Here is a 24,432-nt window from a genome sequence, read left to right as displayed (position 1 = left end):
TGCCAAGATAGAATATACAGTAAGTGCCTACAGATGTGCGCCCCTACTGGGAAATTTGGAAATTTACAATTGATCTATGCAAATTATTTATTGGTTATTAGTTGCTGTAATGGTTGTGGGTATTATTGGTGCTGTAGTTCCAGCCATTCCCGGTAGCAGCTTAATTTTAATTGCAATTATCGTTTGGGGAATCGTTAGTAGTTCCTTTGCAGCTATCAAGATTCCCCTAATTGTGACAATTGTCGTTTTATTCCTCAGTGTCGGAGTGGATTTTTTAGCTAGCTATGTAGGAGCAAAACAAGCTGGAGCTAGTAAGTGGGGGCAAATTGGCGCAATTGTCGGTTTGGTGGTGGGATTTTTGGGACTATTACCAACTTTGCCTTTTGGGGGGCCGCTGTTAGGAATTTTACTAGGGCCGCTTTTGGGAGCAATTATTGGTGAGTATCTTTACCGTCGTGAATTTGGGTTGGCGGTTAAAGCAGGTATAGGAATTGTAGTCGGATCTTTGGTTGGTAATTTGATTCAAGGGTTGTTAGCGATCGCAGCAGTTGTAGTTTTCGTTGTGACAACCTGGCCACAGGTATTTGGTTCTTAACATTTCAAAGGTCTGACACCTTTGAAAACAGCGGTAATAGTTAGCACTTAGCTATGTCAACTTAACGCAAAAACTATGTCCNNGGCGGGTTATGAAGCCCGCAGCGAAGCTATTTATAGCTGAAGTTGACACCAATGATTCATGAATTGCTCCTACCGTATGTAATTTTGCGTAAGTCCTACTAAATAAATACAGCGGTTCCTTTCAATTATTTTCCGAGACGAACCGTTTCACGAAAAATTAGTAACTGAAGACAATAGATACATTCCATACTCGATTTATCTAAAAAATAGTTGAGCAATTATAAGTATCAAAAAGCACTGCAAATTTTATATACGTAAATTGCTTTTCTTCAAGTCAGAGCTATTGCCAACAATTTAAAGCCTGTTAAATGAAAGATATACAAAGCGCAGATATATAAGGAATTAAGATTTCATGAAGGATAGTAATGCGTTGAAGATGTGATGAAGACCACTCAGTAAATATTGCAGGCTCTAAGTCTATGTGATTTTATGGAGATAAGAAATGCATTACGCAATTTTTGCTTTCACTGACAGTATTTTTCATAAATTACTGAGATTAAAAGTAAAGACATTACTCTGACTTACGGTTATTACTAGGAGCCTAAAACAACAATGATTGGTTTTAAATCTAAATTACTAAATGCAACTTTAGCTATTACTGCTGCACTACCCTTAGCTACTGCTGGGTTGTTCACCTCTGCTGGATCTGCACAAGCTGCTGCACTCATTGGTGAGATTCAGTTTACCGGTGGTTTTACTGCATCTCCCTTCGCTAGTAGCCAAATCACATTTTCTCAAGATGCGCTAACTTTTACTCCTCAGCCAATCACTCCAATTGGAATTGGTTCTGCAACAGGAAACTTTTCAGCGTTTAACTCAGGCAACATAGGTAACATCATCTCATTTTCATCAAAAGTTGCAGACAATCCATTTATTGACTTTGGCTATCTTACTTATCCTGGTTTCATTTCCCCTGGAGAGAATACTAGTTCAATAACAGATGGATTGAATACTTTTACTTTGACATCTTCTAGCTACAAGCTAAATGAAAGCGGTCTTAATGTTGGTATAGATGTTGCACTTTTCGGATTTTTTACCAGTGCAACTGGGGAAATATCTAATGGAGGAGGAAACTTAACTTTCCAAGTCAACAATACGAGTGTTGCTAGCGTAAATACAATACTCACTGGTGGTGGTTCAATTAGTAATTTAAGTTTTTCTGGTGGTACATTTGCCACTGTTCCTGAACCAGCGGCTTTACTAGGCTTGGGTGCAGTAGGCGGAGTAATGGTTATGTCTCGCCGCCGCAAAAGTTTCGTCAAATAGACCTATCCTCAAATATAAAAAAGTTACTTTTAGCAACTAAAAGTAACTCTAATTTATCGATTCGATCTGGCTGGAATGCAAAATTTTTCCAACTAGGTCGAATTTTTTTATACTGTAAGACAAATCTATTTAAGGATGAATTTTCTTAACTTAGATAAACTTAAACTGACTGCAAAGATTGTTTCGCTTCATTGGCGATCGCATCTACTTCATCATTAGCCAAAGTTTCTAAGATAGATTTGGCTTCTGCATTACCCAAACGAGCCAAGGCTTGTACAAGTCTATAACGAATTTGCCAATCTGGATTGGTAGCATAGGGAGCTAAAAGGGGAACTGCTTGTATATCTCCCAAGTCACCCAAAGAACTAATAGCAGCAGTTTGGACTAATTCGTTTTCTGATGAGAGTGCCTCTTTGAGTAGTTCAAAGGCTCGTGGATCGCCTAATTCTCCTAATGTAGCAATAATACTGAATTGGATGAGCCATTCACCGGTTGTATGATAAAGTTGCTGCAAATCTTCAAAAGCTTCACGTAACTTCAGAGCGCCCAAACAGTCTGCTGCTGCTGCTTGTACATCTACTTCGGAGTCATTAAGCAAGCGATCGCGCAAGATATCCAAGGATAACTGTAAATCCTGCGTTCCCAGTGTATCCATTTGACTCACCGCTGAGTAACGGACACGGGAATTGCGATCGCCAATAGCACTTTGAATTAATTCAAAGCCAATGGCAGGTTCCAGTTGGCGAATTTGATTTACTGCACGTAAGCGATCGCCTAAATCCTCAGAACTGAGCAATTGCTTAACAGACTCCGGAGTAATACTCATTTAGTTATCCTTGATTTTCAAATGTATAAAAAACAGTCAAAAGTCAACAGTTAAGTGTTAAAAACTCTTGACTAATGACTAATCTTGACTAGCAGCCATAGCCCGAATAATATCACCACGAGTGAGGATACCAATCACTTGACCCGTGCTGTCAAGTACTGGCAAGCGGTGAACGCTGCGATCGTGCATGATTGTAGCTGCTTCTTTTAAAGTTTTATCAGGGGAAATAGCGATCGGGTTTTTACTCATCACCTCCCCAACGATTTGTCCTAGAGCCTTATGCAAATCACGTTCATAAGTAGCAGGATTTTTTAAATAGATAACACTATCAAGAAACATAATGTACGCCGGTGGAGTAACACCAGTTTCTTGCCACATCAAATCGGTTTCCGAGATAATACCAACCAATTTCCCGACATCATCCACAACAGGTAGCCCGCTGATGTGGCGTTCTGCGAGAATTTGGATAGCTTCCTTCAGTGGAGTTTCCGCGTGGACGACAATCGGATCGCGGCTCATCACATCGGCAACGGTTTTAGGCATTTATTTACTGACACCTTTAATCAAAGTCTCTGCGCTTATTGTAGAAAATTGCGGGACTCAACCTGATGCAATTAATAGATTGTTACGGGATTTGTCATTAGTCATTTGTCATTAGAAAAGAGGCAGAGGTGCCGGGGGCGGAGGGGAAAACTCTTCTCCCTTGCTCCCTTGCTCCCCTGCTCCCCTGCTTCCCCTGCTCCTTTCCTAGTCCCCAGTCCCTTTTAAGACAGCAATAATTTGAGTATTCGCTTTCGGAAAAGTAAACTGCTCTAGTTCTTCCAAAGTTACCCAGCGAATTTCGTCGGATTCCAAAGGTTGGGGAACACCTGTAAGATGGCGGCAGTGATGTACTGTGAGGGTAACACGCAAGTTTGTATAACTGTGGTCAATAGTAATCAGATGCTCTCCCACTTCAATTACTATTCCCAGTTCTTCAGAAATTTCCCTTTGAATACATTCTTGGATAGTTTCACCAGGCTCAATTTTACCACCAGGAAATTCCCACAAACCACCCATCGCTCCCTCTGGACGACGGCGATCAATTAAAATTTGCTTTTGGTCATTCCAAATTACTGCAACACCAATGATTTTGTGGGGTGGGAAAGAACTGGTTTCACTCATAGTTGATTGGGGAAATTGGGAGTGGGGAGTAGAGAAAAAATTCCTGAATCTTGACTAATAACAAAACTCGGCAGACTAGTTGTAACTCTGCCGAGTTTAGATTTATTGCGAAGTTAGTCTACTGCTGTTAGTTTATCCACAAATGTATATTAATCATTTATAAACTCCGCGCTAGCCTCTGCATTCCTACCCTGTAGGAAGGCGTTGTGTAGCGTCTCGTAGAGAAGGCTTATGGTTTAAACTTCAAGCTCAATTTGTGACTATTTTGGATATTAAAAAAATTAGTTGATGCATAATTGGGAATTAGCGGCGAAGATTTCACAGAAGCTTATTTTTAATTCGTATCGCCGCGATTGTGATGAGCTATCAGCCCAGTAATCTTAAAATTTCCCAAATTTTACATTTCTCTCTAGTCAGTTTCGCTGTTATTGGTTTCAGCCCCTTGTAGAGCGATTTCAAAATTCATTCTCTGTTCAGCGTTACGTAAGAAATAACCACTAATCATCGCAGAAGCCAGAAGCCGACCTAGACTTTCGCGACTGGTGCTTACGGTGATGCCAAAGTGTTCTGAAGGTAAATTACCCAATAGTCCTGTAATATTCCGTTCCATCACCTGAAAAACTTCGGCAGACGTGGGTTTAGATAGCTGGGTAACTGTCTCTGGACTCAACGATTTAACATACTGCCATAGTAAATCGTTAGTTTCTGATTCGCTATTAAAAAACTCTGAGACACGATTGGATGGGTTACTCATTTTTTAGCTCCTTAACTACCACTACTGGCTGCGGTGCTTGTGATTTGAATATTAAATGCCTGTTTTGGATTTGACTTATTTCTTTTGTCTTCCTGTCAACTAATGTAACAGCCTAGCTTAAGAGTGGAAGTAGGTGTAACCGTACCAAAGTCAGCGTATTTTCTCACCCATCTGTCATTAATTATTGGTCATTCGTCCTTTGTAAATAATTATTGAAGAAGAATTCAGGAGTCAGAATTCAGGAGTCAGAAGTCAGAATAAAGACGCTCGTTCGCGTAGCGTGTCGTAGACAAGACTCGCTTTCCGCTTCTCTACGATACGCTAAAAGCGAACGCTATCAGCCGGGGATTCAGACCGGCACAGGAATTATTGCACCACCAAATTTTCAATTCGGTGGGGGTGCAAAAACGCCGATTATTTAGACGCGAGGCTCGAATACTCGCTAACGCTGCGAAGCACCGCCAGTCATACAGAATACCCAACTGAATTCTGACTGCTGACTCCTGAATTCTGTTCGATAACAAAGGACTAATGACTAATGACTAATGACTAACTTGCCAAATATTCATCCATGTTGGCTTTAGATTTGCGAAGTTTGGTTAAGGCTTCGCGCTCAATTTGCCTAACTCGTTCTCGGCTGATGTTTAGTATTTCGCCAATTCTAGCCAGAGTCAGCGCTTGTCCATCTGTTAAGCCAAAGCGCAATGTGATCACTTCCCTCTGTTGTGGCGTGAGATCACCCATCAGGCGATCTAAGTCATAAGATAAGGAAGATTGCATGACAAACTCTTCGGGAGATGCTCCTGGATCTTCCAGCATTTCTCCAAGTTCGGTGTCGTAGTTATCACCCAGTCGCAAATCCAAGGAAAGGGGCAAACGCGCCTTTTCTAGATACTCTCGGACTTGTTTGGGGGTCAATTCTAATTCTTCAGCTAGCTCACCAGCTGTAGGAGCGCGTCCTAGTTTTTGAGACAATTGACGCTGTGCTTTTTTAATCTTATTTAATTTTTCAGTGATATGGATAGGCAGCCGAATAGTGCGAGCTTTTTCGGCTATAGCACGAGTTATAGCTTGCCGAATCCACCAATAGGCATAAGTAGAAAATCTATACCCTTTGGTAGGGTCAAACTTTTCTACGCCCCGTTGCATACCAATACTACCTTCTTGGATCAAGTCCAGTAAATCGACGTTGCGCTTGATGTATTTTTTAGCAACGGACACTACCAGCCGCAAATTGGCTTCTACCATCTTGCGCTTGGCAATTTCGCCATCTGCGATCGCTTCGTTCAATTCTGTTGGTTCTAGGTTTGTCGCTTTGGCCCACTCTTCTAGAGTCGGTTGACGGTCTAGCTGGGTGGCAAGACTTTCCCTTGATTCGTGCAAAGCGCAGGAACGTTGCACTTGTTTACCATAGAAAATCTCTTCCTCGTGGGTTAAGAGTGGCACACGGCCAATCTCACGCAGGTAAGTCCGCACGAGGTCTGTGGCTGTCTGAGCGGTCTTCATGGCGCTACTCTTTGGTAATGATGGGGTTGGCGGTAGGGTCATTAAGGGATAGATGCTTTATCTATTAGGGTGCTACCCAGTCAGACTGGGAACCCATGCTATGGTTTGCAACTTACGCGCCCGAGAAACTCGGCTGCTCATAATAATCAAATTTAGGCTTCTTAACTGCTAAAACTACAGTTATTTCCTATTTTTCACAAGTATCTACAGTTAGATAAAAGGTCGCTTTTTAAACATTTTTCTATTGGAGCCTTGTTAATAATTGTAACATTTATGAGAAAGTTTTGGCTAGATGGCGACATTAAATTTCCTGGTTGTTCCACTTCATGCAAAGTCGCCCTCTATCTTAAGGCTGACCAAAAGTCAATTTAATAAATTATCTTAGTTAAAATAATTTTCCTCATATTTGTTAAAGTATCTCAATGAGAACTATAGTCATTCTCTTATAACAATTACTTAATTTTCTTGGGGCTGGTGATTGGGGACTGGTGATTGGGGACTGGTGATTGGGGACTGGTGATTGGGGACTGGTGATTGGGGACTGGTGATTGGGGACTGAGTCTTTGAAAAACTTTGTTCTAGTCCCAGTACCCAGTACCCAGTACCCACTCCCCAGTACCCACTCCCTACTCCCTACGCTCTCGCGATCGGGCAGTACTCTTGAATGGTTTTTACGTCCAAAGTCGTATTTTGTAAGGAACGGATGGCGGCGACGGTAGCTTTAGCGCCGGCAATGGTAGTAATGATGGGAATTTTGTAGGCTAAGGCTGTGCGGCGGATTAACCTAGCATCAGTCTGAGCTTCTTCCCCGGAAGGTGTGTTGATAATCAGTTGGATTTTTTGATTTTTGATTGCATCTAGGACGTGGGGACGACCTTCATGGAGTTTTAAGACTAATTCAATATTTAGCCCCTGTTCCAGAAGAACTCGGCGTGTACCAAGGGTAGCCATCACTGTAAAGCCCAAATCGATAAATTCCTTCACCACAGCACCGGCGGCAGCTTTATCGCGATCGCTCATTGATACAAATACAGTTCCCGTCAGTGGTAAACGCTCCCCAGCACCCAATTCCGCTTTGGCAAAGGCCCGGCCAAAGTCGCTGTCAATCCCCATCACCTCACCAGTGGATCTCATTTCTGGGCCCAATATTGTATCAGTTCCAGGGAATTTATTAAAGGGTAATACAGCTTCTTTTACTGCAATATGTGTGGGGATGATTTCCTCTGTGAAATTTAGCTCCTCTAAGGTTTTGCCCGACATAATTAAGGATGCTAATTTTGCTAACTGTACGCCCGTTGCTTTAGATACAAAAGGTACTGTGCGTGATGCACGGGGATTAGCTTCCAGAATGTAAACTTGGGGAGAATAGCTACTTGCGCCGATAACGGCAAATTGGATATTCATCAACCCCACGACTGATAGCGCTTGCGCTAGCTGCACTGTCCACGTGCGAATTTGATTGAGAACTGCTGGTGATAGGGAAATGGAAGGTAAGGAACAAGCGGAATCTCCTGAGTGAATCCCTGCTTGCTCAATGTGTTCCATGATGCCACCAATCACTACCCGTCCTGTGTGATCGGCGATCGCATCTACATCGACTTCAATCGCGTTTTCCAAAAACTTATCAATTAAAATCGGATGTTCTGGTTCTATGAGTACCGCAAAGCTCATGTAGCGTTCCAACTCAGCATCAGAATAAACGATTTCCATCGCCCGTCCCCCCAACACATAGCTGGGACGCACCACCACCGGATAGCCAATGCGTTTGGCGACAATCAGCGCATCTTCATAACTCCGCGCAATACCATTAGGCGGTTGAGCAATATTCAACTGTTGGAGAATCTTTTCAAACCGTTCCCGGTTTTCTGCCATGTCGATGGAATCTGGCGATGTACCCCAAATTTTAGTGCTGAGTGTTGTTAGCGGTTGCGGGGCGTTTAGCCCGTGCTGAGTGCTGAGAAATTGCTGGAGTGGGATAGCCAACTTCAGCGGGGTTTGTCCGCCAAACTGGATAATTACCCCAACTGGATTTTCAGTTTCGATGATGTTAAGGACATCTTCTTTTGTTAAAGGCTCAAAGTAAAGGCGATCGCTAGTATCGTAGTCTGTCGAAACTGTCTCTGGGTTGGAGTTGACCATAATCGTCTCATACCCCGCATCCTTCAAGGCGTAGGCGGCGTGACAACAACAATAGTCAAACTCAATTCCTTGCCCAATACGGTTAGGGCCACCACCCAAAATCAACACTTTGGGTTTGGTTGCGGGCAAAACCTCTGTTTCTTCTTCGTAGGTAGAATAGTAGTAGGGGGTAAAGGCTTCAAACTCAGCGGCGCAGGTATCTACGGTTTTGTAAACTGGGATAATTCCTAGTGACTTGCGGTAGGCGCGAACTTCATCTTCAGTGGTTTTGGTGGCATAAGCAATCTGGCGATCGCTATATCCATCCCGCTTCACCTCATAGAGTTGCTCTTTTGTCAATTGCTGTAAAGGTGTCCGCTTCAGGAATTTCTCGACATCTAGTAGTTGCTGAAATTTATCTAAGAACCATCTGTCAATACCAGTGAGTTCATAGATTTCCTCAATGGTCATCCCTAGTTGCAAGGCATGGCGCACGGAGAAAATGCGATCGGGGTTAGGTGTCCGCAATTGGGCGCGGATTTGTTCACCACTGGGCAATTTTTCGGCTTTGTCGCAACCCCAACCAGCGCGTCCTGTTTCTAGCGATCGCAGTGCCTTTTGGAAGGATTCGTTGAAAGTGCGTCCAATTGCCATTGCTTCCCCGACAGACTTCATCTGGGTTGTCAGCACTGGGTCAGAACCGGGGAACTTTTCAAAGGCGAAACGGGGAATTTTGGTTACTACATAGTCAATTGTTGGCTCAAAGGATGCGGGAGTTTTCTTGGTGATATCATTTTTAATTTCATCCAAGGTGTAGCCCACAGCTAGCTTTGCTGCCATTTTAGCGATGGGGAAACCCGTAGCTTTGGAAGACAAAGCCGAACTGCGGGAAACGCGGGGGTTCATCTCAATTACAACCACATCCCCATTAACTGGATTAACGGCAAACTGGATATTAGAACCGCCAGTTTCCACACCGATCTCGCGGATGATTTTAATTGCCATATCCCGCAGCCTTTGATATTCTTTATCAGTGAGGGTTTGCGCGGGAGCGACGGTGATTGAGTCCCCGGTGTGAATGCCCATAGGGTCAAGGTTTTCGATGGAACAGATAATCACCACGTTATCTGCCAAGTCACGCATCACTTCAAGCTCATATTCTTTCCAGCCGAGTAAAGACTGGTCAATCAGAATTTGCGAAACAGGGCTGGCATCTATACCTACCTGTGCCATTTCTTCAAATTCTTCTTGGTTATAGGCAATACCGCCGCCGCTTCCACCCATTGTGAAAGCTGGACGAATAATTAGGGGATAAGTACCAATTTGGCGGGCAACAGCTTTGGCTTCTTCCAAAGTTTCGGCTGTGTCGCTAGGACACACAGCTACCCCAATCCTTGCCATTGCTTCACCAAAAAGTTTTCGATCTTCGGCTTTCTCAATGGCTGGTAGTTTAGCGCCGATTAACTCAACGCCGTATTTTTCCAACACCCCATTTTTGGCTAAAGCAACGGCGAGGTTGAGGGCAGTTTGCCCTCCCATCGTTGGTAGTAAAGCATCGGGGCGTTCTTTCTCGATTACTTTTTCGACCAATTCCGGTGTCAGCGGCTCAATGTAAGTGCGATCGGCCGTTTCCGGGTCGGTCATAATCGTTGCAGGGTTGGAGTTGACCAAAACCACTTCATAGCCTTCTTCTCGGAGCGCTTTGCAGGCTTGAGTGCCAGAGTAGTCAAACTCACAGGCTTGTCCAATCACAATTGGGCCAGAGCCTAACAGTAGAATCTTCCGGAGGTCATCACGGCGGGGCATAGTCGTTGCCTTGGAGTACGAGAATACAAATCCTGATTATTTTAAGGGTCTTTACCCCCTGTCGTGCTTTTTATTATTAAGTTTTCTAAGTTTGATGACAAAGAGGGGAGTGGAGACTGGGGACTGGGGACTGGAGGAGATGAGGGAGAAATCAATTCAAAGACTTCTACCTTCTGCCTCCTGCCTCCTTCTTTCCAATGCCCAACAATTATTTTGTATTTCTAATTTTATTTAATTGTGATGCTCAAATTTTTAAAGCTTTTGCAAATATTTATTATTTAAGCTGATGATATCTTTCAAGAACTGGTGATTTATTTTGGTATATATCTATTTGCTTATTCAACACAAATAGATTACTTAGATAAAAATCTATCTTAACTAGCTAATTGCTAAAGGTTTTCAATATTAAATATTCTATAAATCTGTTTACTTAGATTAAAAATGGCAGAGAAATAGGGATACCATTCTCTGCCATTTTTAATAATATTTTAAGAGTTGGTGCTGCCAACTTTTTCTTTCAGTCTAGGTAGAAAAATCTAGATTATGAGAGTTTTAGCTCTGAGCAGCTTGGACAAATCCTAAAGTTAAGCTGTCTTTGGCGAGGAAGTGGGACAAATGATATGCACGTTCCTCAGTTTTCAACAAAATCTTTTCGTACAGATAGCGTGTGCCCCGATCGCCTAAACTCTCTGCCTGAGCAGCTTGACGACGAATTACGCCAATGATTGCTTGTTCGGCAGCGAGGTCATTTTCCACCATTTGGCGAGAAGAATATACGCCTTCGGATTCTTGCTCAAAAACAGTTAATTCTGCTAATTTGCTGAAGGTAGCTACTGGCACACCACCCAATCCATCCAAACGTTCTCCAATTTCATGGATGTGGTCTTGTACTTGGTTGTAGCTTTCGTTAAAAAACTCATGCAGAGAGTAAAATTCTGAGCCTTCAACTACGAAATGATGCTTTTGGTACTGCAAGTACAGTGCTTGAAAACTAGCTAATATAACGTTAAATCCTTCTGTAACTGGAGCAGTTACGCTGTGATCCAACAATACGGGATTGTCATATACATGACCAAAATTCCGTAACAAAGTTTGCGTTTCAGACATTGTGTTCCTCTCTTTTCAACAGTTATAGATTTTAACTGCTTATTTCTAACATATTAACATTTTAATAATAAGAGCAAGCCAATTTGCCATCAACAGATTTTGTATTTTTACTTACAAAAAGTCTCAATTTTATTGTTTGCTGCATGATGGCACACCCATGAAGTTGCATAAATATCTCATTAATATTGACATCACAGTATAAATATGCATATTTTCCAACAGAAGTGGGGAGTGGTGAAGAAGCAAGAGAGCAGGGGACAGGGTGCAAGGGACAAGGGGGAGAATAAAAAATAAAAATTACCTCTTTCCCCTCTGCTCTCTCTCTGCCTCTTCCCCCTCTGAATATCTACGGTGTACACACAAGTCTGAAATCGCTGATTAACCAAGGTTTTACCCCACCCTAACCCTCCCCTTGCAAAGGGGAGGGAACTAAATTTCCGGCTTCCCCCCTTTATAAGGGGGGATTAAGGGGGGTAACTCGACTTGTGTGTACACCGTAGCCTCTGAATATGGGATAGCTGTAAAAGTTTGATTTTTTTTCCAAAATTAATGAGAATTCTTTGCACTTAAGGTATGCTGGTTTTAAGAGGTTAGACTCCTAAGACTTTCAAAAAGCAGAAAGTTAAATCGCGGTAGTTACTGCAAGTTTGTTGCACTTTGAGGGCAATTCTCTTGAAATCGTTTAGTTCAGAAATAGAAAGCAACCACCTTGTAGAGGTGAATTGGGCAGACCGCTGGCAAGTCTATCAACGCCTAAAGGAGTTAGATATTCCCTGTAGTTGTACGGCTAACCAGCCATTGAAAGTTGAAATTGGCTCTCCTATGACAGCTGTTCAACTTTGGAGTGTGATCCGGCGATTAACAGCCTCCCGTCAAGACCAGATTTGGACTCTTGAGTGCTGCTGGAAAAACCGCTACCAATAGTTCTAATCTTTGGTTGCTGAGAATATCTCGCTTGATAGCTTGTATTAGTTAAAAGGAGGTTAAAAAATGGGTGCATCTCACAATATGGAAATATCACAATTTTGTCTTGAAGGCAGGTTTATAAATTTTGTTATTAAAGATGGCTATAAGCTGAAGGGTTTATTGCTGGGTACTCATGAGGGTGAATGTTACGTTAAACTCGCTAAACATTTACGGGCTGCTTTTGACTTGCGGCTACCAGCAGGTACTTGGCTACAAGTTGTTGGTTATAAAGAATACGATACAAAAAAAGACAAAGTTACACTGAAAGCTGAACGTGTGATGGCGGCGCGTTCTGAAATGGCGGCTGTTCAAACTATTGCTGCACCACAAGAACCCCCATCAATTGATCATGTCAAGGTAAAACCAGCTAAGACTAAAGCCACGATTTTGGTGTGTCAAAAATCTGATTGTATGAAACGCGGTGGTAAACAAGTTTGTCAGGCGTTGGAGGCGGCTTTAAGCGATCGCGGTTTAGAAGACCAAGTTACAATCAAGGGCACTGGTTGCATGAAAAACTGTAAAGCTGGGCCAAACCTAGTTATGCCAGATAAAACGCGCCATAGCCGAATTCAAGCTGCACAAATCCCGGCGCTGATGAATCAGCATTTTGGTGATAAGAGTTTATCAGCGCAGCCTGAGAATTTAAGGGAAGTGGCGATATATAATAGCAAGCTTTGCTGATGTCAGTAGGTAAGGATGAATAAACTTTACTATGCAACAAAATGTAACTTCGTTGAAATTTTGGTGATTGCTTTTCGGCGAAACCCTTTGCGTAGCTTGCTTCTTTGCAGAAGTACGTTTCACTCGCAATGACATAGTTGTGGATTTTTCCACCCACCTACTTCGCGAAATCTTGACATTTTAATGAGAAAGCTTAATAATATCTTCTCAAGTGTGTTCCATTAATTAATACTCGGCATTAGACTTTTGCCCAGTATTTGCAAGAGTTTTAAATTAAGCGATCGCCTACGGTTTGTCATAAGCAAGACAAAGTAGTAGTTGCGATCGCTTAATTATTTGTATGTAATTGGGTTTGTTTACTCTCTGACGGTAGTTGCTTGACGGACTTGTGCTAACTTTCATCTTTATAAATATTGCTACGATGTCCTATTTTAATTACAGTTACGATTAAAACATCATCAACTACTTCATAAATAACTCGATAATCTCCTACTCGAAGACGATAGGAGTTATCATCACCTTGTAATTTTTTTACTCCGTTTGGACGAGGTTCTATTGCCAAGTCGTTGATTTTAGTTTGTATGCGCTGTTGCACGTCTAGAGGTAGTTTGCGAAACTGCTTTTTCGCACCCTTGGAAAATTTAACTTCGTAACTCACGCAACATCCTTGTTTATTTCGTTTCTGATTTCGTTTTGAATTTCATCCCAAGACACAGTGCCGTTAATGCGTATATCTTCTCTAGCTTCTTTAATGGCTTTTAAGTCTTCTTCGTCGTCTATATCATCGATTCTTTTTAAAAGTGCGTAAATTTCATCTAAAGTACTGTCATAAGCTTGATGTAGCAGTACGTTGATATCTTTTATTAACTGTTCTCTTTCGTGTGCTGATTTCATTTTTAATTATCCAAGCGTGATTTTACTTTTTTTAGATTCTTATTTTAGGGTATCAAGAGATTGGAGTCTGAATCTTCATTAAAGTCTGCTAAATCTTCGCGCTCAAAATTCACCCATACAAGATTCGCCCCTTCAAGATTCGCCTTATAAAAGTCTTTGTAAACTAAAACACAACCTTCCAAATCCAAAAAACTTAGGCAATTCAAGCAAAACACATCAGCAAAAGTAGTGATTCTTTGCCCTTGCAAACGGGAAATCCAGATACCGAAATCTTCAGGTGTATGCCATTGAATTTTTGAAACTGTCTTTGTCACTCTAGCGCAAGCATTTAAGACAGCCAACAACGCTTCTTCTGCATTTCGTGCTTGTCTATTTTCTTCTTGAAAATCAGGTCTGGGAGTTAAGCGTTCCATCGGCATTCCATGACGCAACATAAAACCAATCAGATGGCATAATGTCTGCTGCCAATTGCCAACATCCGATGCATTCTGTAAACGCATTTCATCCGCAACAAACTTAAAAAGGTATTCATCCATAGGAGATGCACCGCAGAGAATTGCCCACCTTTTTAAAGCCTCGCGCTCATCCCATCCTTCATCTGGATCATCCTGGCGAGCCTTCAGCTTTTTATGAATGAGTCTAACTTCTCGCACGATGCGTTTTGCTGTCAAATATTCACCAAAACTTTTGTGAGTAAATTCAAAAGTTTTTTCTTGTTCTTTAACTCCACTCTCCCGAAAATAAAAGGCGGTCAAAAGACGAGTTACGCCTAATTTTGCACTTTCCTGAAACTTGTCTAAAAGAGTTTTTAAACTACTGTGTTCACAATGGGCTTCAATCTCTCTGACTGTTGTTGTTCGTCCATCTCCATGCCAGGAAGCTAAAGCAATTTCTTCGAGGATGCGAACAAAGTCTTTTTCCTCGATTCCACGAATGGCCGGATGTTGATAACCAGCCCAACCGCGTTGATAAACTGCTGTAAGCAAATTTGCATAAATTGCATTCAGGTTGCCGTCTGTAGGAAATTTATTTTGCTCGTCGAAACTCAATGCTACTAAGTAATTCAGCAAGGGTTGGGCAGTAATTTCTGTCAGGTTATCTTGGTTTAACTCTTTTGGTAGGCAATCATATCTTCGTCCGCTAGCATTGCCGTATTTCTGCCACCAAATCTGACGTTGATCTTGTTGCAACAAGTTTTGATTGTCAATGTAATTCTTTCTTTCATCTTCAGTAACGAAATAAGGCAAGATATGCAAGATTTGCTGTGGTTGGCGAAAGTCGCTACTATTTGCTTGTACTACCAATTCTCGACCACTGATTAATACTTGTAAGCAAGTTTCAGACCTATTAAACCACGTTACTTTTCTTTCTACTTCACGCACAAATTGTTGAGCAGTCTCAGTGGCAATTTTGCCCTGCATGGCAAGCTCATCTAAACCATCAAAGATAATCAGTAAGCTGGAATCAGCCTTATCTTTATCTAGGGGATTATGTCTGAGAAAGCCATCGTCTCGGACAAACTTACCAACTGCCTCAACTAAGTCATCCGAGGGTTCAAAATGGTGCAAAGGAATAAATAAAACCGGAGTTTTTCCTTTTTCTGCTTGGTTAGCTGCAAAGATTTTGGCAAAGGAAGATTTACCACTTCCTGGGCCACCACTAATCACTCGAATGGCATCATTGCGATCGCCTTTTTCTAACCAAGCTTCTAATTCAGTTTCTAAGTCAAGAACAATTCGCTGATATTTCTCATCTTCTCTCAGGCGGCGTTCAAATTCTTCTGATTTTTCACCCCCAATTTTCTGCTTATAGTAGGCGTGTAAAGGAACATAAACCTGTTTTAAACCAAAAGCTTCTAAAAGCATCGATTCTTCAACCTGTTTTTGTAGCCAAGCTAAATAACGTTGCCATGACTGTTCCCGTTCATTGGCTTGAGTAAAGGGGGTATCCAGTTCTTCTTTTAAACAAGCATATTTTTCTGGATGTTTTGCCCACTCTTCATGTAGGGCATACACAAAATAGGTAGGAAGACGATGGCTAATTGTTAGTGCCTGTGCCTCATTGACGCTAAAGTATTTTAACCAGTCGGCAAAAGCAGTTTTAATCGCTTCTAGGATGGGCAAATCTTTGGGACGGCGAAAAAAATCTTGGTCAATACGCAATTCTATACTTTCTAGGGAATGGTTGAGGCGATCGCACAATAGCTCAAGATCGCTTTCGTTTGGTTTTTCAAACAGCAACTCTTGATTTCCTTTTATCAAACTCACTATTGCTTCTACCAAAGAACGGTAAATTAGTAACCAAGCAACTTCCTCTGGTGCTGATCCTAAACCTAGTGCTGCTGTAGCTTCCACAGCATCTTTGGCTACCTCTCCCCACTGACCCAAAACCCCATTTATTACACCTTTGCCTAGTGATTTGAATAGTTCTTTAAAGTCAGCGTTAATGGGTTTATTCCATAATGCAACAGGTTTGCTGACTGAAAATCCAGAGGTATTGCTCATCGCTGTTGTATGACGTTGGTAGATGTACTGAGTTAATATATTTCAACAAGGTTTTATTAGATTTTTTCTGAAAACCAGTAGTAAATTTAACAATTTATCTAGATATATTTCTAATTTCAGGCTCAAAGGCTCAACGCTGAGGCTAAAAGGCTCAATCGTCAGGCTCAAAGGCTCAACGCTGAGGATAAAAGGCTCAATCGTCAGGCTCAAAGGCTCAACGCTGAGGATAAAAGGCTCAATTGTCAGGCTTAAAGGCTCAACGCTGAGGCTAAAAGGCTCAATCGTCAGGCTCAAAGGCTCAACGCTGAGGATAAAAGGCTCAATCGTCAGGCTTAAAGGCTCAAAAATGACTTGGTGATTAGAAATCGCGGCTGCACAAACAAAACCCGCCTGCGCGGGTTGCAAAAATTTTTATACCATTTTGATTGATGATTGCAATACATCCTTGGGTAAAGACGCGATGAATCGCGTCTCTACAAGTGGTCTATTTGTTGCATTCTTTTTTTAAATTTGTATTAGATCCAAAATATGGTAGAGAAGCACGGGTGTACTTCCCTACGAGTAACGTGTATTGCACCCAAATTTATCACTGCTGCGATTGCCTATTTTAGGCTTTAGCTAGCTGCGGCTTCGGGTTTCTTTTTCTTGGAACGGCGGCTAAACCTGCGTCCCATTTCATCGATGACTGCATCCAAACCTGTAACATCACCGCTAGCTTTGGCATAGTTGTAAATTGCCAAGGCTGCTGCATAAGCTTCACTACCAGCCGCAATACAGGTGTCATCTACCAGTTCTTGCAGTTGGGTTAGAGATAACAGCACCGGATACAAGTCCTCATATATTTCCAAATCCCGGCGCATCTCTTCCAAGTCAAAAGAACGAGGTAAAAAGTTAGGGTTCTGTGTCGCCACTTCTAAAGCTTTACTGACAAAAGCCCGACTTTTATCTCCCATCTTGACTATGGTGCGTCGGTCTTCGGTAGTCAAATCAATCAAGAATGGTAACTTTTCTCTAATTGTAGCGATCGCTTGCATGACTGCTTCTTTATCTGCTGGGGCTAGGCTGGCACTGATGCGATTTTCTGCCATTTTTAATACTCCTCTAGGGTACTTAGTTTCAGTATTCCCAAAGTTCTAGAGGCGATCGCATTTATTGAGAGATAATTAACAATGAAACTGAATGCAGAAATCAATGCGTAAACAAATCATTGAATATACATCTCCACTAGATGCGCTGATTGCCCTTACCAAACAGTTAAATACCTATGAAATAAACTACCAAATGAATTCAGAAGAATTTTTTGCCAAATATAGCCAAGGCGAAACTTCTGATGATGAAGTATTTGTCGAATGGGCAGCAAACTACCAACATTATCTAGCTCTACACCAAGAAATAGAGAGCAAACTCAGAGATGTCGCGTAAAGTTATTCAAGCCTATTTAGATGAAGTTGAGCAACTTTTACTCAACTGCTCTAATACATACGTTGAGGAATATAGTGCAGTAATTTTAACGCCAGAGAGAGCTAATCTCCGCATTAGGATACGTTTTGCTCTCAAATATTTACTGGCAGTTAGTGAAGCCTTTGTTATTGTAGATAATCAGATTACATATATCGATTACCGCTATCACTTTCAAGATGAGCAAAATAGTCTGATTTTTCGTTATGACAGTACACCACACTTTCCCAACTTGCCTAGCTTCCCGCACCATAAGCATCTTTCCGACAACGTAATTGCTTGCGAAAAGCCATATATAGCCGATGTGCTACAAGAAGTGATGGAATTTTTAGAGTCAGAACAGAACAATCAAATGTAACCGTTAAGATTTTGCTCCTTGATACGTTCCATCTAACCGCGAATCACAGCGATCGCATCAATTTCTACCAACACATCTTTAGGTAAGCGCGATACCTGCACACAAGCCCGCGCTGGGGCTGTATCTTCCGGGAAATATTTTGCATAAATGGCATTTACTGCCGCAAAATCATTCATATCAGCTAGAAATACAGTGGTTTTCACGACATCTTGGAAAGTCGCACCGGCTGCGGTGAGGATGGCTTCAAGATTAGCTAATACCTGCTCAGTTTGCTTTTTGACATCATCAGTGTAGACGACATCACCAAGGCGGGGATCGATGGCAATTTGTCCAGCTATGAATAGAAATTGACCTGAAGCTGCGATCGCTTGATTATAAGGGCCCACTGGTGCGGGTGCGTTATCAGTGTTAATTACTTTACGGGTCATAGATATTACTTTCTCTAACGATGTTTCCTGTTTACCGATTTCCCCTTTAGGAGCGATCGGCTTATAAACTTCTCCATCTGGCATTATCGCACCAGTTAGGTCAGCATCTTTAAAGGTTGCTCCATAAACATCTGCTCCAGTTAAATCAGCCCTTCTCAAATTTGCTCCATCTAAATTTGCTCTGGTTAAATTTGCCCATCGCAAATTGACTTTTTCTAAATTCGCTCCTTGGAGAAATGCTTTTGTAAGGTTTGTACTTTGAAGAGATGCTGCTGCAAAATCTATGTCAGCCAAATTCATGCCTGAAAGATCAACTTGGTGTAGATTCGCTCTATGAAATATACTTCCTTGGAGTTTGGCACTTTGCAATACTGCCTCAGTTAAGTTTGCCAGGGTAAAGTTTGATCCAATTAAGTACGCCTGACCAAAATCTGCCTTAGTTAGATTAGCTTTACTGAGATTAGCTTTCGCTAACGAAGCCGCAGTCAGGTCTGCACTACTAAGATTTGCTCCAGTTAAATTTGCTGTATCTAGTTTGGCATAAATTAATTGTGCACTACTTAGGTTTACACCTATCAAGTTTGCCTGTTCTAAGTTTGCATGATTCAAATTTGCGCTATTGAGAGTTGACCAACTTAAGTCAGCACTATTAAGGTCTGTCCAAGCAAAAATTGCTGAAGTACCACTCACTGAATTTAACTTTGTATCCGTTAAAGATGCTTTAGTGAGATTTGTACTATTAAGTTTTGCTTGCGTTAAGTTTGCCCCACTTAAATCAACTCCAGTAAAATTTGCACCGTATAGGTCTATCTCACTGAGGTCTGCACCTTTGAGATTTTCTTGACTCAAATTTACTGAATGAAATTTCCGTTCGCCTGCGGCGTATTTCTCTAAAAGTTCCTCAGCATCCATAATGCACCTTTAAATACCACTGACACAGTATAATCACAAAAATTTTGTGTCACAGATATTCTTCTCCCCTCTTCCTTTGTGCCCTTCTCTACGAGACGCTGCACGAACGCGTCCTTCGTGGTTTGTCCCTCTACCCCCAATACGGTTCGGTTAAGGTTTTTTGATGAAAATTCTAGATCACAAAGACGCGATGAATCGCCGTCTATACCAAAGACTGATTATTGTAGAGACGGCGATTCATCGCGTCTCTTAACCGAACCGTATTACCTCTACCCCAACCTCGGACGTATCCCATAATGCCGATATCGCCAATAATCGCGCAGAATGCGATCGTGGTCAAAACATAAATTACCAGGGACACGCCAAGACTCAAAAATTCCTACACCCTTAGCATCATCCCCAGCCACAGGTTCCCCCGTCGCTGTCGCTAAAAATACAATACTAATGGTATGCTGACGCGGATCGCGATTGGGGTCAGAATACACCAGTAATTGTTCAACTAATTCCACCTGTAAACCCGTCTCTTCCTCAGCTTCTCGCCGCGCCGCCACTTCCACCGCTTCACCATAATCCACAAAACCACCAGGAATAGCCCAACCTAAGGGTAGATTATGTCTTTCAATTAACACTATTGGCCGATGAGGTCGATCTACTAGTTCAATGATGATATCAACTGTCGGTGCAGGATTTCGGTAAGTCATGGAATTTTGGATTTTAGATTTTAGATTTTGGATTAATTAAGTGGACATCAGGCATTTACCAAAGACAAATGACAAATGACAAATGACTTGACCCTGCAAATACTGTTCCGTGATAAATTCGATGCGATCGCATAGCGTGTCCATCAGACAATTGCTCCTTCACATAATTCAGGTTAAATATGCCTTTTCCTAGATCCAGTGGCATTTTGCTGCATCCTACTTCCTTTCCTAGCCGATTTGGCGTTGGGGATTTAGGCTTAGAAGCCTATCGCTTCATTGATTTCCTTAAAGAGAGCCATCAACAATATTGGCAAGTTTTACCTTTAGGCCCCACTGGATACGGTAATTCCCCCTATATGTGCTACTCGGCAATGGCAGGAAATCCTCTGCTAATTAGCCCAGAAAAACTCTTAGAAGAGGGTTTGCTATCTGAAGAAGACTTTGCTAATTTACCAGGATTTCCAGGAGAAAAGGTAGACTTCGACCAGGTTGTGCCAATTAAGATTGGGCTACTCAAAAAAGCCTGTGAAAATTTTAGAGTCAATGCTACGCCTATCCAACAAAAAGAGTTTGCAGGTTTTTGCGACAGCAAAGCTTACTGGCTAGATAATTACGCTTTATTTATGGCGCTGAAAGATGCTCACAATGGCGCAAGCTGGCACACATGGGAGACAGAATTTGTCAAGCGTGAACCGGAAGCATTAACTCAGGTAGAAGGTCGGCTCAATGGAGATATTTTCTATTACAAGTTTGTCCAATTTGAGTTTTTCCGACAATGGTCAGACCTGAAAAGCTACGCCAATATGCGCGGCATTGACATTATCGGCGATATCCCCATCTACGTAGCTCATGATAGTGCCGACGTGTGGGCGCATCCCGACATCTTTTGCTTAGACGAAGAGACTGGAGAAGCTGCCCAAATGGCAGGAGTCCCACCGGATTACTTTAGCGCCACCGGTCAATTGTGGGGAAACCCGGTTTATAACTGGGAGGAATTGCAAAAACAAGACTTTAAGTGGTGGGTACAACGCTTTGAGGCCATGCTGGATTATGTAGATATAATTCGCATTGACCACTTCCGGGGCTTTGAGGCTTATTGGTCAGTACCCAAAGGTGAAGAAACTGCCATGAATGGCGAATGGGTGGAAGCACCTGGAGATGCTTTTTTTGAAGCGATCAAACAGAAGTTGGGCAAGCTACCCGTCTTGGCAGAAGATTTGGGAGTAATTACACCAGAGGTAGAAGCGCTGCGAGACAAGTATGAATTTCCTGGGATGAAGGTTTTGCAGTTTGCCTTTGGTTCTGATCCCGGTAATCCATTTTTACCATTCAATTACCCGCGAAATGCTGTAGTTTATACTGGCACTCACGATAATGACACAACTGTAGGCTGGTTCAATTCAGCTAATGACAACGAAAAGCATAACCTATGGCTTTATTTAGGTTGTATCAGTTCTGAAGGCATTCAATGGGATTTGATTCGCCTAGCTTTGAGTTCCATAGCCAACCAAGCAATTATTCCTTTGCAAGATGTCTTGGGATTAGGAAATGAAGCGCGAATGAATTTTCCTAGTGTTGCAGAGGGGAACTGGGAGTGGCGCTATCAAGCAGGAGCGTTGAGAGACGAATTGCGCGATCGCTTGAAAGTTCTCACAAGACTCAATGGACGCGCCCCGCAAGACCAGTGAGGAGTGGGTGAGTGGGGCATGGGGCATGGGACGAAGGAACAAGGAGAATCACCATGCCCAATGCCCCATGCCCCATGCCCTATATTTCAAAACTTAGGCTTGGCAGCAATCCTAACTTCTTCCTCTTTCCCCGGCTCTCCCATTTCCTTCGCTTTCTCTTGATTGACGCTCATCAAAACACCACCCGCATTATCAGTTTTCACTGTCAGTTGCTCTTGGGCTTTCCAAATTCGGTGAGTTCCCTCTGGGAGAATACCCTCAAACTCGATTTTGCCATCGGCTACGACGCGAATCCAGGATGATGCTTTCAAGGTGACACCAATCTGTAAAGTCTGTCCCTGTTGGATGCTATTAAGGGTATCGCTGACAGGTTGAACTTTTAATGACTCTTTTGGTTTAGTTGGTTCTGGTTTATCAATAGACTTTTGTTTTAGGTATGGTTCGTTTTGGCTATTACTTGCTTGTAGTACTGCGTTATTTAATAACTGAGATAAGCCATTTACAGAGCATACAATTAGCAATATGTAAAGAAAGTAAAGATGAATCGGACGTAGTTGATCAAGGCGTGAATTATTCCTCATACCTTGGGGGTTCAGTTGTGTAGAACTAATCGGGAAAGTGCCAGAAAATTCGACTCCATTCAGTCCTAGTGCATCGGCAAATTGCCTAATCAAACCCTGAATATAGACTGGTTCTGGCAGATCGTTTAAATTACCTTCTTCGATCGCCTGCAATAATCGCCGGGGAACCCTGGTTAATACAACCACTTGCTCTAGAGATAAACCCTGTTCTTGCCGCAACGCCCAAAGTTGAGCGCCCATTTCTGCCAACTTTTCGGCTCGTTGTTGCTCTAATGAAAGTGATGGCTGGTGATTATTCTTCTTTCTTAGCCATTTCATGCCTACTGACACTCCTTAACTCCACTGAATCAATAATTAGGTTGCGTTATTTGCTCTTGCAAAAAGTGAATCTCATCATCTGTGAGGGAACGATATTGACCCTCTGACAAAAAGGGTGCTTTTAGAGTTTGTAATTGAATTGTGCCGATCGCAGTCCGATGTAGTTGGATTACTGGATATCCTAACTGTTGAGCTATACGGCGAATTTGACGATTTCTTCCCTCCTGCAACACTATTTCTAACAAGCTTTGCTCACCACGACGTTCTACAAGGTGTACCTTAGCAGCCCTGGTTTTTCTACCCTCCAACATCACACCCTGACGCCACATTTGTAGAACTGCTTCTGGAGGATGTCCTTTGACCAAAACATGATATGTCTTGGAAATACTGTGGCGGGGATGGGTGAGTCCAAATGTCAGATTTCCGTCATTGGTCAGGATTAATGCTCCTGTAGAGTCTGCATCTAGACGCCCCACTGGATGAATACCTGAATCCTCTCGTAGTTCTTTCGGTAGTAGATCCAGGACTGTTGGTCTGCGCTGAGGGTCGTAGCAAGTCGAAACTACACCCGCAGGTTTGTGCAGCAATAGATATATTAAAGCCGGACGCTGCTTTTCGGATACAGGTTTACCATCAATTGCGATCGCATCTTTTTGGGGATCAACCTTTTGACCTAAATGGGCCAATACCCCATTGATCCGCACCCGTGAGTGCCTAATCATTTCTTCGGCTTCACGACGTGAGGCGATGCCCCATTGAGCAAGAATTTTTTGTAACCTTACCTCCATGTGGAAATTGCTTATTTACTGTTAACAATTAAATGATATTTGCATTTTGTAGCGAGTAGGCATAAATGTTACATTTAAAGCTTGTTTAATTTCTATTCGGTTGTTGAGCAAATATTCATACATAGATTGGTTAGTAGATGTCAGAGCAAAATTCACAAACAACAAATGCAAATAAAATCCGCATAATTACGCAGGTACTTACAAAAGCACTAAAGCTTTGGTTGAGAACACAAGTGAGCCAAATATCGGAATTAGAAGTGGAGATAAAAGCGAGCGATCGCCAACTTTTCTCTGGACGCATTCCCTTGGTATCTATTTTTGCTAGTCATGCAGTTTATCAGGGTCTCCTCATTACAAAAATTCAATTAATAGCAGAAAATATTCGGATAAATATCGGCTCCGTACTCAAGGGAAAACCCCTGCGACTGTTAGAAACAGTACAAGTAGCTGGCAATTTAATCGTAGATGAGAAGGATCTCAATGCTTCTCTCTCATCTGATTTATTATCAACTGCTTTGAGTGATTTATTGGTTAAGGTTTTACCAACACATTACCCACAGTCACAACCAATTAATTGGCAAGAAATTCTGATTGGGAACAACCAAATTATACTGCGAGGTTTGAGAGTAACCAATAGTGAAACAACGCCTTTAGAGATTTGTCTGGGGTTACAGTTACTCAGTGGGCATGAGTTGCAAGTGGCACAGATTCAAATCAACCACGAGCAAGGAAATATATTGGAAGACAATCATGAGTACAATCTGGATCTTGGCTCAGATGTCGATATCGAAGAACTAACGCTGATCCCAGGAAAGCTGGTGTGTCGTGGGCGGATTAACGTTAACCCTTGATGATGAATTAAAAATATTAGTAGTTTATTTTAAATGATATGGCGTCTCTTGAAAAAAGAGGGACTGGGGACTGGGGACT

The 24,432-nt window shown here is 42.2% G+C and carries 25 protein-coding genes; 9 read left to right on the top strand and 16 right to left on the bottom strand.

The genetic code is table 11. The annotated features are described in order from the left end of the window. The first annotated feature begins 76 nt into the window (after positions 1–76). Together A4S05_RS30005 and A4S05_RS30000 are read left to right on the top strand one after the other, a co-directional pair. The gene (locus tag A4S05_RS30005; RefSeq protein WP_069073423.1) at positions 77–595 is read left to right on the top strand and encodes a DUF456 domain-containing protein; all 519 of its coding nucleotides are present in this window, start codon (positions 77–79) and stop codon (positions 593–595) included. 635 nt (positions 596–1,230) lie between these two features. Further along, positions 1,231–1,944, top strand: a complete 714-nt coding sequence (locus tag A4S05_RS30000) for a PEP-CTERM sorting domain-containing protein (protein ID WP_069073422.1) — start codon at positions 1,231–1,233, stop codon at positions 1,942–1,944. 160 nt (positions 1,945–2,104) lie between these two features. Here A4S05_RS30000 and nblB read toward each other — a convergent pair whose 3' ends face one another. From nblB to A4S05_RS29980, 4 genes are all read right to left on the bottom strand, one after another. Continuing rightward, positions 2,105–2,770: a phycobilisome degradation protein NblB gene (nblB, locus tag A4S05_RS29995; RefSeq protein WP_069073421.1), complete on the bottom strand. Its 666-nt coding sequence runs from the start codon at positions 2,768–2,770 to the stop codon at positions 2,105–2,107. A gap of 78 nt (positions 2,771–2,848) precedes the next feature. After that, positions 2,849–3,313 carry a CBS domain-containing protein gene (locus tag A4S05_RS29990; RefSeq protein ID WP_256091262.1) on the bottom strand — a complete coding sequence of 155 codons (465 nt, stop codon included), beginning with the start codon at positions 3,311–3,313 and terminating at the stop codon, positions 2,849–2,851. Positions 3,314–3,517: 204 nt separating this feature from the next. Beyond that, positions 3,518–3,934, bottom strand: coding sequence for an 8-oxo-dGTP diphosphatase MutT (gene mutT / locus A4S05_RS29985; RefSeq protein WP_069073420.1), 417 nt, complete (start codon positions 3,932–3,934; stop codon positions 3,518–3,520). A gap of 409 nt (positions 3,935–4,343) precedes the next feature. After that, positions 4,344–4,688 carry a DUF760 domain-containing protein gene (locus A4S05_RS29980; protein WP_069073419.1) on the bottom strand — a complete coding sequence of 115 codons (345 nt, stop codon included), beginning with the start codon at positions 4,686–4,688 and terminating at the stop codon, positions 4,344–4,346. A 212-nt stretch (positions 4,689–4,900) separates the two neighbouring features. Here A4S05_RS29980 and A4S05_RS40750 point away from each other — a divergent pair, with 212 nt between their 5' ends. Next, entirely contained in the window at positions 4,901–5,110 is a 210-nt protein-coding gene (locus A4S05_RS40750) for a hypothetical protein (RefSeq protein WP_141699838.1), read from the top strand. A gap of 127 nt (positions 5,111–5,237) precedes the next feature. On the opposite strand, the gene A4S05_RS29975 is transcribed toward A4S05_RS40750, so the two are convergent. The 3 genes from A4S05_RS29975 to A4S05_RS29960 all read right to left on the bottom strand — a co-directional run bounded on the left by A4S05_RS29975 (position 5,238) and on the right by A4S05_RS29960 (position 11,225). After that, entirely contained in the window at positions 5,238–6,194 is a 957-nt protein-coding gene (locus A4S05_RS29975) for an RNA polymerase sigma factor, RpoD/SigA family (protein WP_069073418.1), read from the bottom strand. Positions 6,195–6,827: 633 nt separating this feature from the next. After that, positions 6,828–10,118 carry a carbamoyl-phosphate synthase large subunit gene (gene carB / locus A4S05_RS29965; protein WP_069073417.1) on the bottom strand — a complete coding sequence of 1,097 codons (3,291 nt, stop codon included), beginning with the start codon at positions 10,116–10,118 and terminating at the stop codon, positions 6,828–6,830. Positions 10,119–10,670: 552 nt separating this feature from the next. Then, positions 10,671–11,225 carry a DNA starvation/stress protection protein DpsA gene (locus A4S05_RS29960; RefSeq protein WP_069073416.1) on the bottom strand — a complete coding sequence of 185 codons (555 nt, stop codon included), beginning with the start codon at positions 11,223–11,225 and terminating at the stop codon, positions 10,671–10,673. 672 nt (positions 11,226–11,897) lie between these two features. Here A4S05_RS29960 and A4S05_RS29955 point away from each other — a divergent pair. Next, positions 11,898–12,149: an Asr1405/Asl0597 family protein gene (locus tag A4S05_RS29955; RefSeq protein WP_069073415.1), complete on the top strand. Its 252-nt coding sequence runs from the start codon at positions 11,898–11,900 to the stop codon at positions 12,147–12,149. 66 nt (positions 12,150–12,215) lie between these two features. Next, on the top strand, positions 12,216–12,872 hold the full coding sequence (locus A4S05_RS29950) for a (2Fe-2S) ferredoxin domain-containing protein (protein ID WP_069073414.1): 657 nt from the start codon (positions 12,216–12,218) through the stop codon (positions 12,870–12,872). Positions 12,873–13,263: 391 nt separating this feature from the next. Here the strand turns inward: A4S05_RS29950 and A4S05_RS29945 are convergent, their stop codons facing one another. From A4S05_RS29945 to A4S05_RS29925, 5 genes are all read right to left on the bottom strand, one after another. Continuing rightward, the gene (locus A4S05_RS29945) at positions 13,264–13,530 is read right to left on the bottom strand and encodes a type II toxin-antitoxin system RelE family toxin (protein WP_069073413.1); all 267 of its coding nucleotides are present in this window, start codon (positions 13,528–13,530) and stop codon (positions 13,264–13,266) included. Next, positions 13,527–13,766: a hypothetical protein gene (locus tag A4S05_RS29940; RefSeq protein ID WP_069073412.1), complete on the bottom strand. Its 240-nt coding sequence runs from the start codon at positions 13,764–13,766 to the stop codon at positions 13,527–13,529. Before A4S05_RS29940 ends, A4S05_RS29945 begins: the two co-directional genes overlap by 4 nt. Before the next feature lie 44 nt (positions 13,767–13,810). After that, positions 13,811–16,270, bottom strand: coding sequence for a pentapeptide repeat-containing protein (locus A4S05_RS29935; RefSeq protein WP_069073411.1), 2,460 nt, complete (start codon positions 16,268–16,270; stop codon positions 13,811–13,813). 42 nt (positions 16,271–16,312) lie between these two features. Beyond that, positions 16,313–16,675: a hypothetical protein gene (locus tag A4S05_RS29930; RefSeq protein WP_069073410.1), complete on the bottom strand. Its 363-nt coding sequence runs from the start codon at positions 16,673–16,675 to the stop codon at positions 16,313–16,315. A gap of 209 nt (positions 16,676–16,884) precedes the next feature. Then, positions 16,885–17,358 carry a hypothetical protein gene (locus A4S05_RS29925; protein WP_069073409.1) on the bottom strand — a complete coding sequence of 158 codons (474 nt, stop codon included), beginning with the start codon at positions 17,356–17,358 and terminating at the stop codon, positions 16,885–16,887. Positions 17,359–17,461: 103 nt separating this feature from the next. On the opposite strand from A4S05_RS29925, the gene tumA reads away from it, so the two are divergent. Together tumA and tumE are read left to right on the top strand one after the other, a co-directional pair. Continuing rightward, positions 17,462–17,692: an antitoxin TumA gene (gene tumA, locus A4S05_RS29920; RefSeq protein ID WP_069073408.1), complete on the top strand. Its 231-nt coding sequence runs from the start codon at positions 17,462–17,464 to the stop codon at positions 17,690–17,692. Then, entirely contained in the window at positions 17,682–18,086 is a 405-nt protein-coding gene (tumE, locus tag A4S05_RS29915; protein WP_069073407.1) for a toxin TumE, read from the top strand. Before tumA ends, tumE begins: the two co-directional genes overlap by 11 nt. Before the next feature lie 32 nt (positions 18,087–18,118). Here the strand turns inward: tumE and A4S05_RS44105 are convergent, their stop codons facing one another. Beyond that, positions 18,119–19,426, bottom strand: coding sequence for a Rid family detoxifying hydrolase (locus A4S05_RS44105; RefSeq protein ID WP_069073406.1), 1,308 nt, complete (start codon positions 19,424–19,426; stop codon positions 18,119–18,121). Between the two features lie 269 nt (positions 19,427–19,695). After that, positions 19,696–20,127, bottom strand: coding sequence for an NUDIX domain-containing protein (locus tag A4S05_RS29905; protein ID WP_069073405.1), 432 nt, complete (start codon positions 20,125–20,127; stop codon positions 19,696–19,698). A 179-nt stretch (positions 20,128–20,306) separates the two neighbouring features. Here A4S05_RS29905 and malQ point away from each other — a divergent pair, with 179 nt between their 5' ends. Next, complete coding sequence (malQ, locus tag A4S05_RS29900) at positions 20,307–21,815, top strand: 4-alpha-glucanotransferase (protein WP_069073404.1); 1,509 nt, start codon at positions 20,307–20,309, stop codon at positions 21,813–21,815. Between the two features lie 86 nt (positions 21,816–21,901). Here malQ and A4S05_RS29895 read toward each other — a convergent pair whose 3' ends face one another. Next, on the bottom strand, positions 21,902–22,714 hold the full coding sequence (locus A4S05_RS29895; RefSeq protein WP_069073403.1) for a helix-turn-helix domain-containing protein: 813 nt from the start codon (positions 22,712–22,714) through the stop codon (positions 21,902–21,904). 29 nt (positions 22,715–22,743) lie between these two features. Further along, positions 22,744–23,502, bottom strand: coding sequence for a pseudouridine synthase (locus A4S05_RS29890; protein ID WP_069073402.1), 759 nt, complete (start codon positions 23,500–23,502; stop codon positions 22,744–22,746). A 137-nt stretch (positions 23,503–23,639) separates the two neighbouring features. Here A4S05_RS29890 and A4S05_RS29885 point away from each other — a divergent pair, with 137 nt between their 5' ends. Next, the gene (locus tag A4S05_RS29885; RefSeq protein WP_069073401.1) at positions 23,640–24,353 is read left to right on the top strand and encodes an LmeA family phospholipid-binding protein; all 714 of its coding nucleotides are present in this window, start codon (positions 23,640–23,642) and stop codon (positions 24,351–24,353) included. Positions 24,354–24,432 lie beyond the last annotated feature (79 nt).

Source organism: Nostoc sp. KVJ20 (assembly GCF_001712795.1).
Lineage (GTDB): Bacteria > Cyanobacteriota > Cyanobacteriia > Cyanobacteriales > Nostocaceae > Nostoc.
The sequence above is the reverse complement of the archived record's forward strand: the minus strand, read 5'-3'. Positions and strand labels throughout refer to the sequence as shown.

Coding starts and splice junctions, on each gene's coding strand:
- A4S05_RS29940 (WP_069073412.1), bottom strand. CDS start 13,766: ATGAAATCAGCACACGAAAGAGAACAGTTAATAAAAGATATCAACGTA.
- A4S05_RS29935 (WP_069073411.1), bottom strand. CDS start 16,270: ATGAGCAATACCTCTGGATTTTCAGTCAGCAAACCTGTTGCATTATGG.
- A4S05_RS29905 (WP_069073405.1), bottom strand. CDS start 20,127: ATGACTTACCGAAATCCTGCACCGACAGTTGATATCATCATTGAACTA.
- mutT (WP_069073420.1), bottom strand. CDS start 3,934: ATGAGTGAAACCAGTTCTTTCCCACCCCACAAAATCATTGGTGTTGCA.
- nblB (WP_069073421.1), bottom strand. CDS start 2,770: ATGAGTATTACTCCGGAGTCTGTTAAGCAATTGCTCAGTTCTGAGGAT.
- A4S05_RS29975 (WP_069073418.1), bottom strand. CDS start 6,194: ATGAAGACCGCTCAGACAGCCACAGACCTCGTGCGGACTTACCTGCGT.
- tumA (WP_069073408.1), top strand. CDS start 17,462: ATGCGTAAACAAATCATTGAATATACATCTCCACTAGATGCGCTGATT.
- A4S05_RS30005 (WP_069073423.1), top strand. CDS start 77: ATGCAAATTATTTATTGGTTATTAGTTGCTGTAATGGTTGTGGGTATT.
- tumE (WP_069073407.1), top strand. CDS start 17,682: ATGTCGCGTAAAGTTATTCAAGCCTATTTAGATGAAGTTGAGCAACTT.
- A4S05_RS29960 (WP_069073416.1), bottom strand. CDS start 11,225: ATGTCTGAAACGCAAACTTTGTTACGGAATTTTGGTCATGTATATGAC.
- A4S05_RS29885 (WP_069073401.1), top strand. CDS start 23,640: ATGTCAGAGCAAAATTCACAAACAACAAATGCAAATAAAATCCGCATA.
- A4S05_RS29895 (WP_069073403.1), bottom strand. CDS start 22,714: ATGAAATGGCTAAGAAAGAAGAATAATCACCAGCCATCACTTTCATTA.
- A4S05_RS29925 (WP_069073409.1), bottom strand. CDS start 17,358: ATGGCAGAAAATCGCATCAGTGCCAGCCTAGCCCCAGCAGATAAAGAA.
- A4S05_RS29990 (WP_256091262.1), bottom strand. CDS start 3,313: ATGCCTAAAACCGTTGCCGATGTGATGAGCCGCGATCCGATTGTCGTC.
- A4S05_RS29980 (WP_069073419.1), bottom strand. CDS start 4,688: ATGAGTAACCCATCCAATCGTGTCTCAGAGTTTTTTAATAGCGAATCA.
- A4S05_RS30000 (WP_069073422.1), top strand. CDS start 1,231: ATGATTGGTTTTAAATCTAAATTACTAAATGCAACTTTAGCTATTACT.
- A4S05_RS29890 (WP_069073402.1), bottom strand. CDS start 23,502: ATGGAGGTAAGGTTACAAAAAATTCTTGCTCAATGGGGCATCGCCTCA.
- A4S05_RS44105 (WP_069073406.1), bottom strand. CDS start 19,426: ATGGATGCTGAGGAACTTTTAGAGAAATACGCCGCAGGCGAACGGAAA.
- A4S05_RS29950 (WP_069073414.1), top strand. CDS start 12,216: ATGGGTGCATCTCACAATATGGAAATATCACAATTTTGTCTTGAAGGC.
- carB (WP_069073417.1), bottom strand. CDS start 10,118: ATGCCCCGCCGTGATGACCTCCGGAAGATTCTACTGTTAGGCTCTGGC.
- malQ (WP_069073404.1), top strand. CDS start 20,307: ATGCCTTTTCCTAGATCCAGTGGCATTTTGCTGCATCCTACTTCCTTT.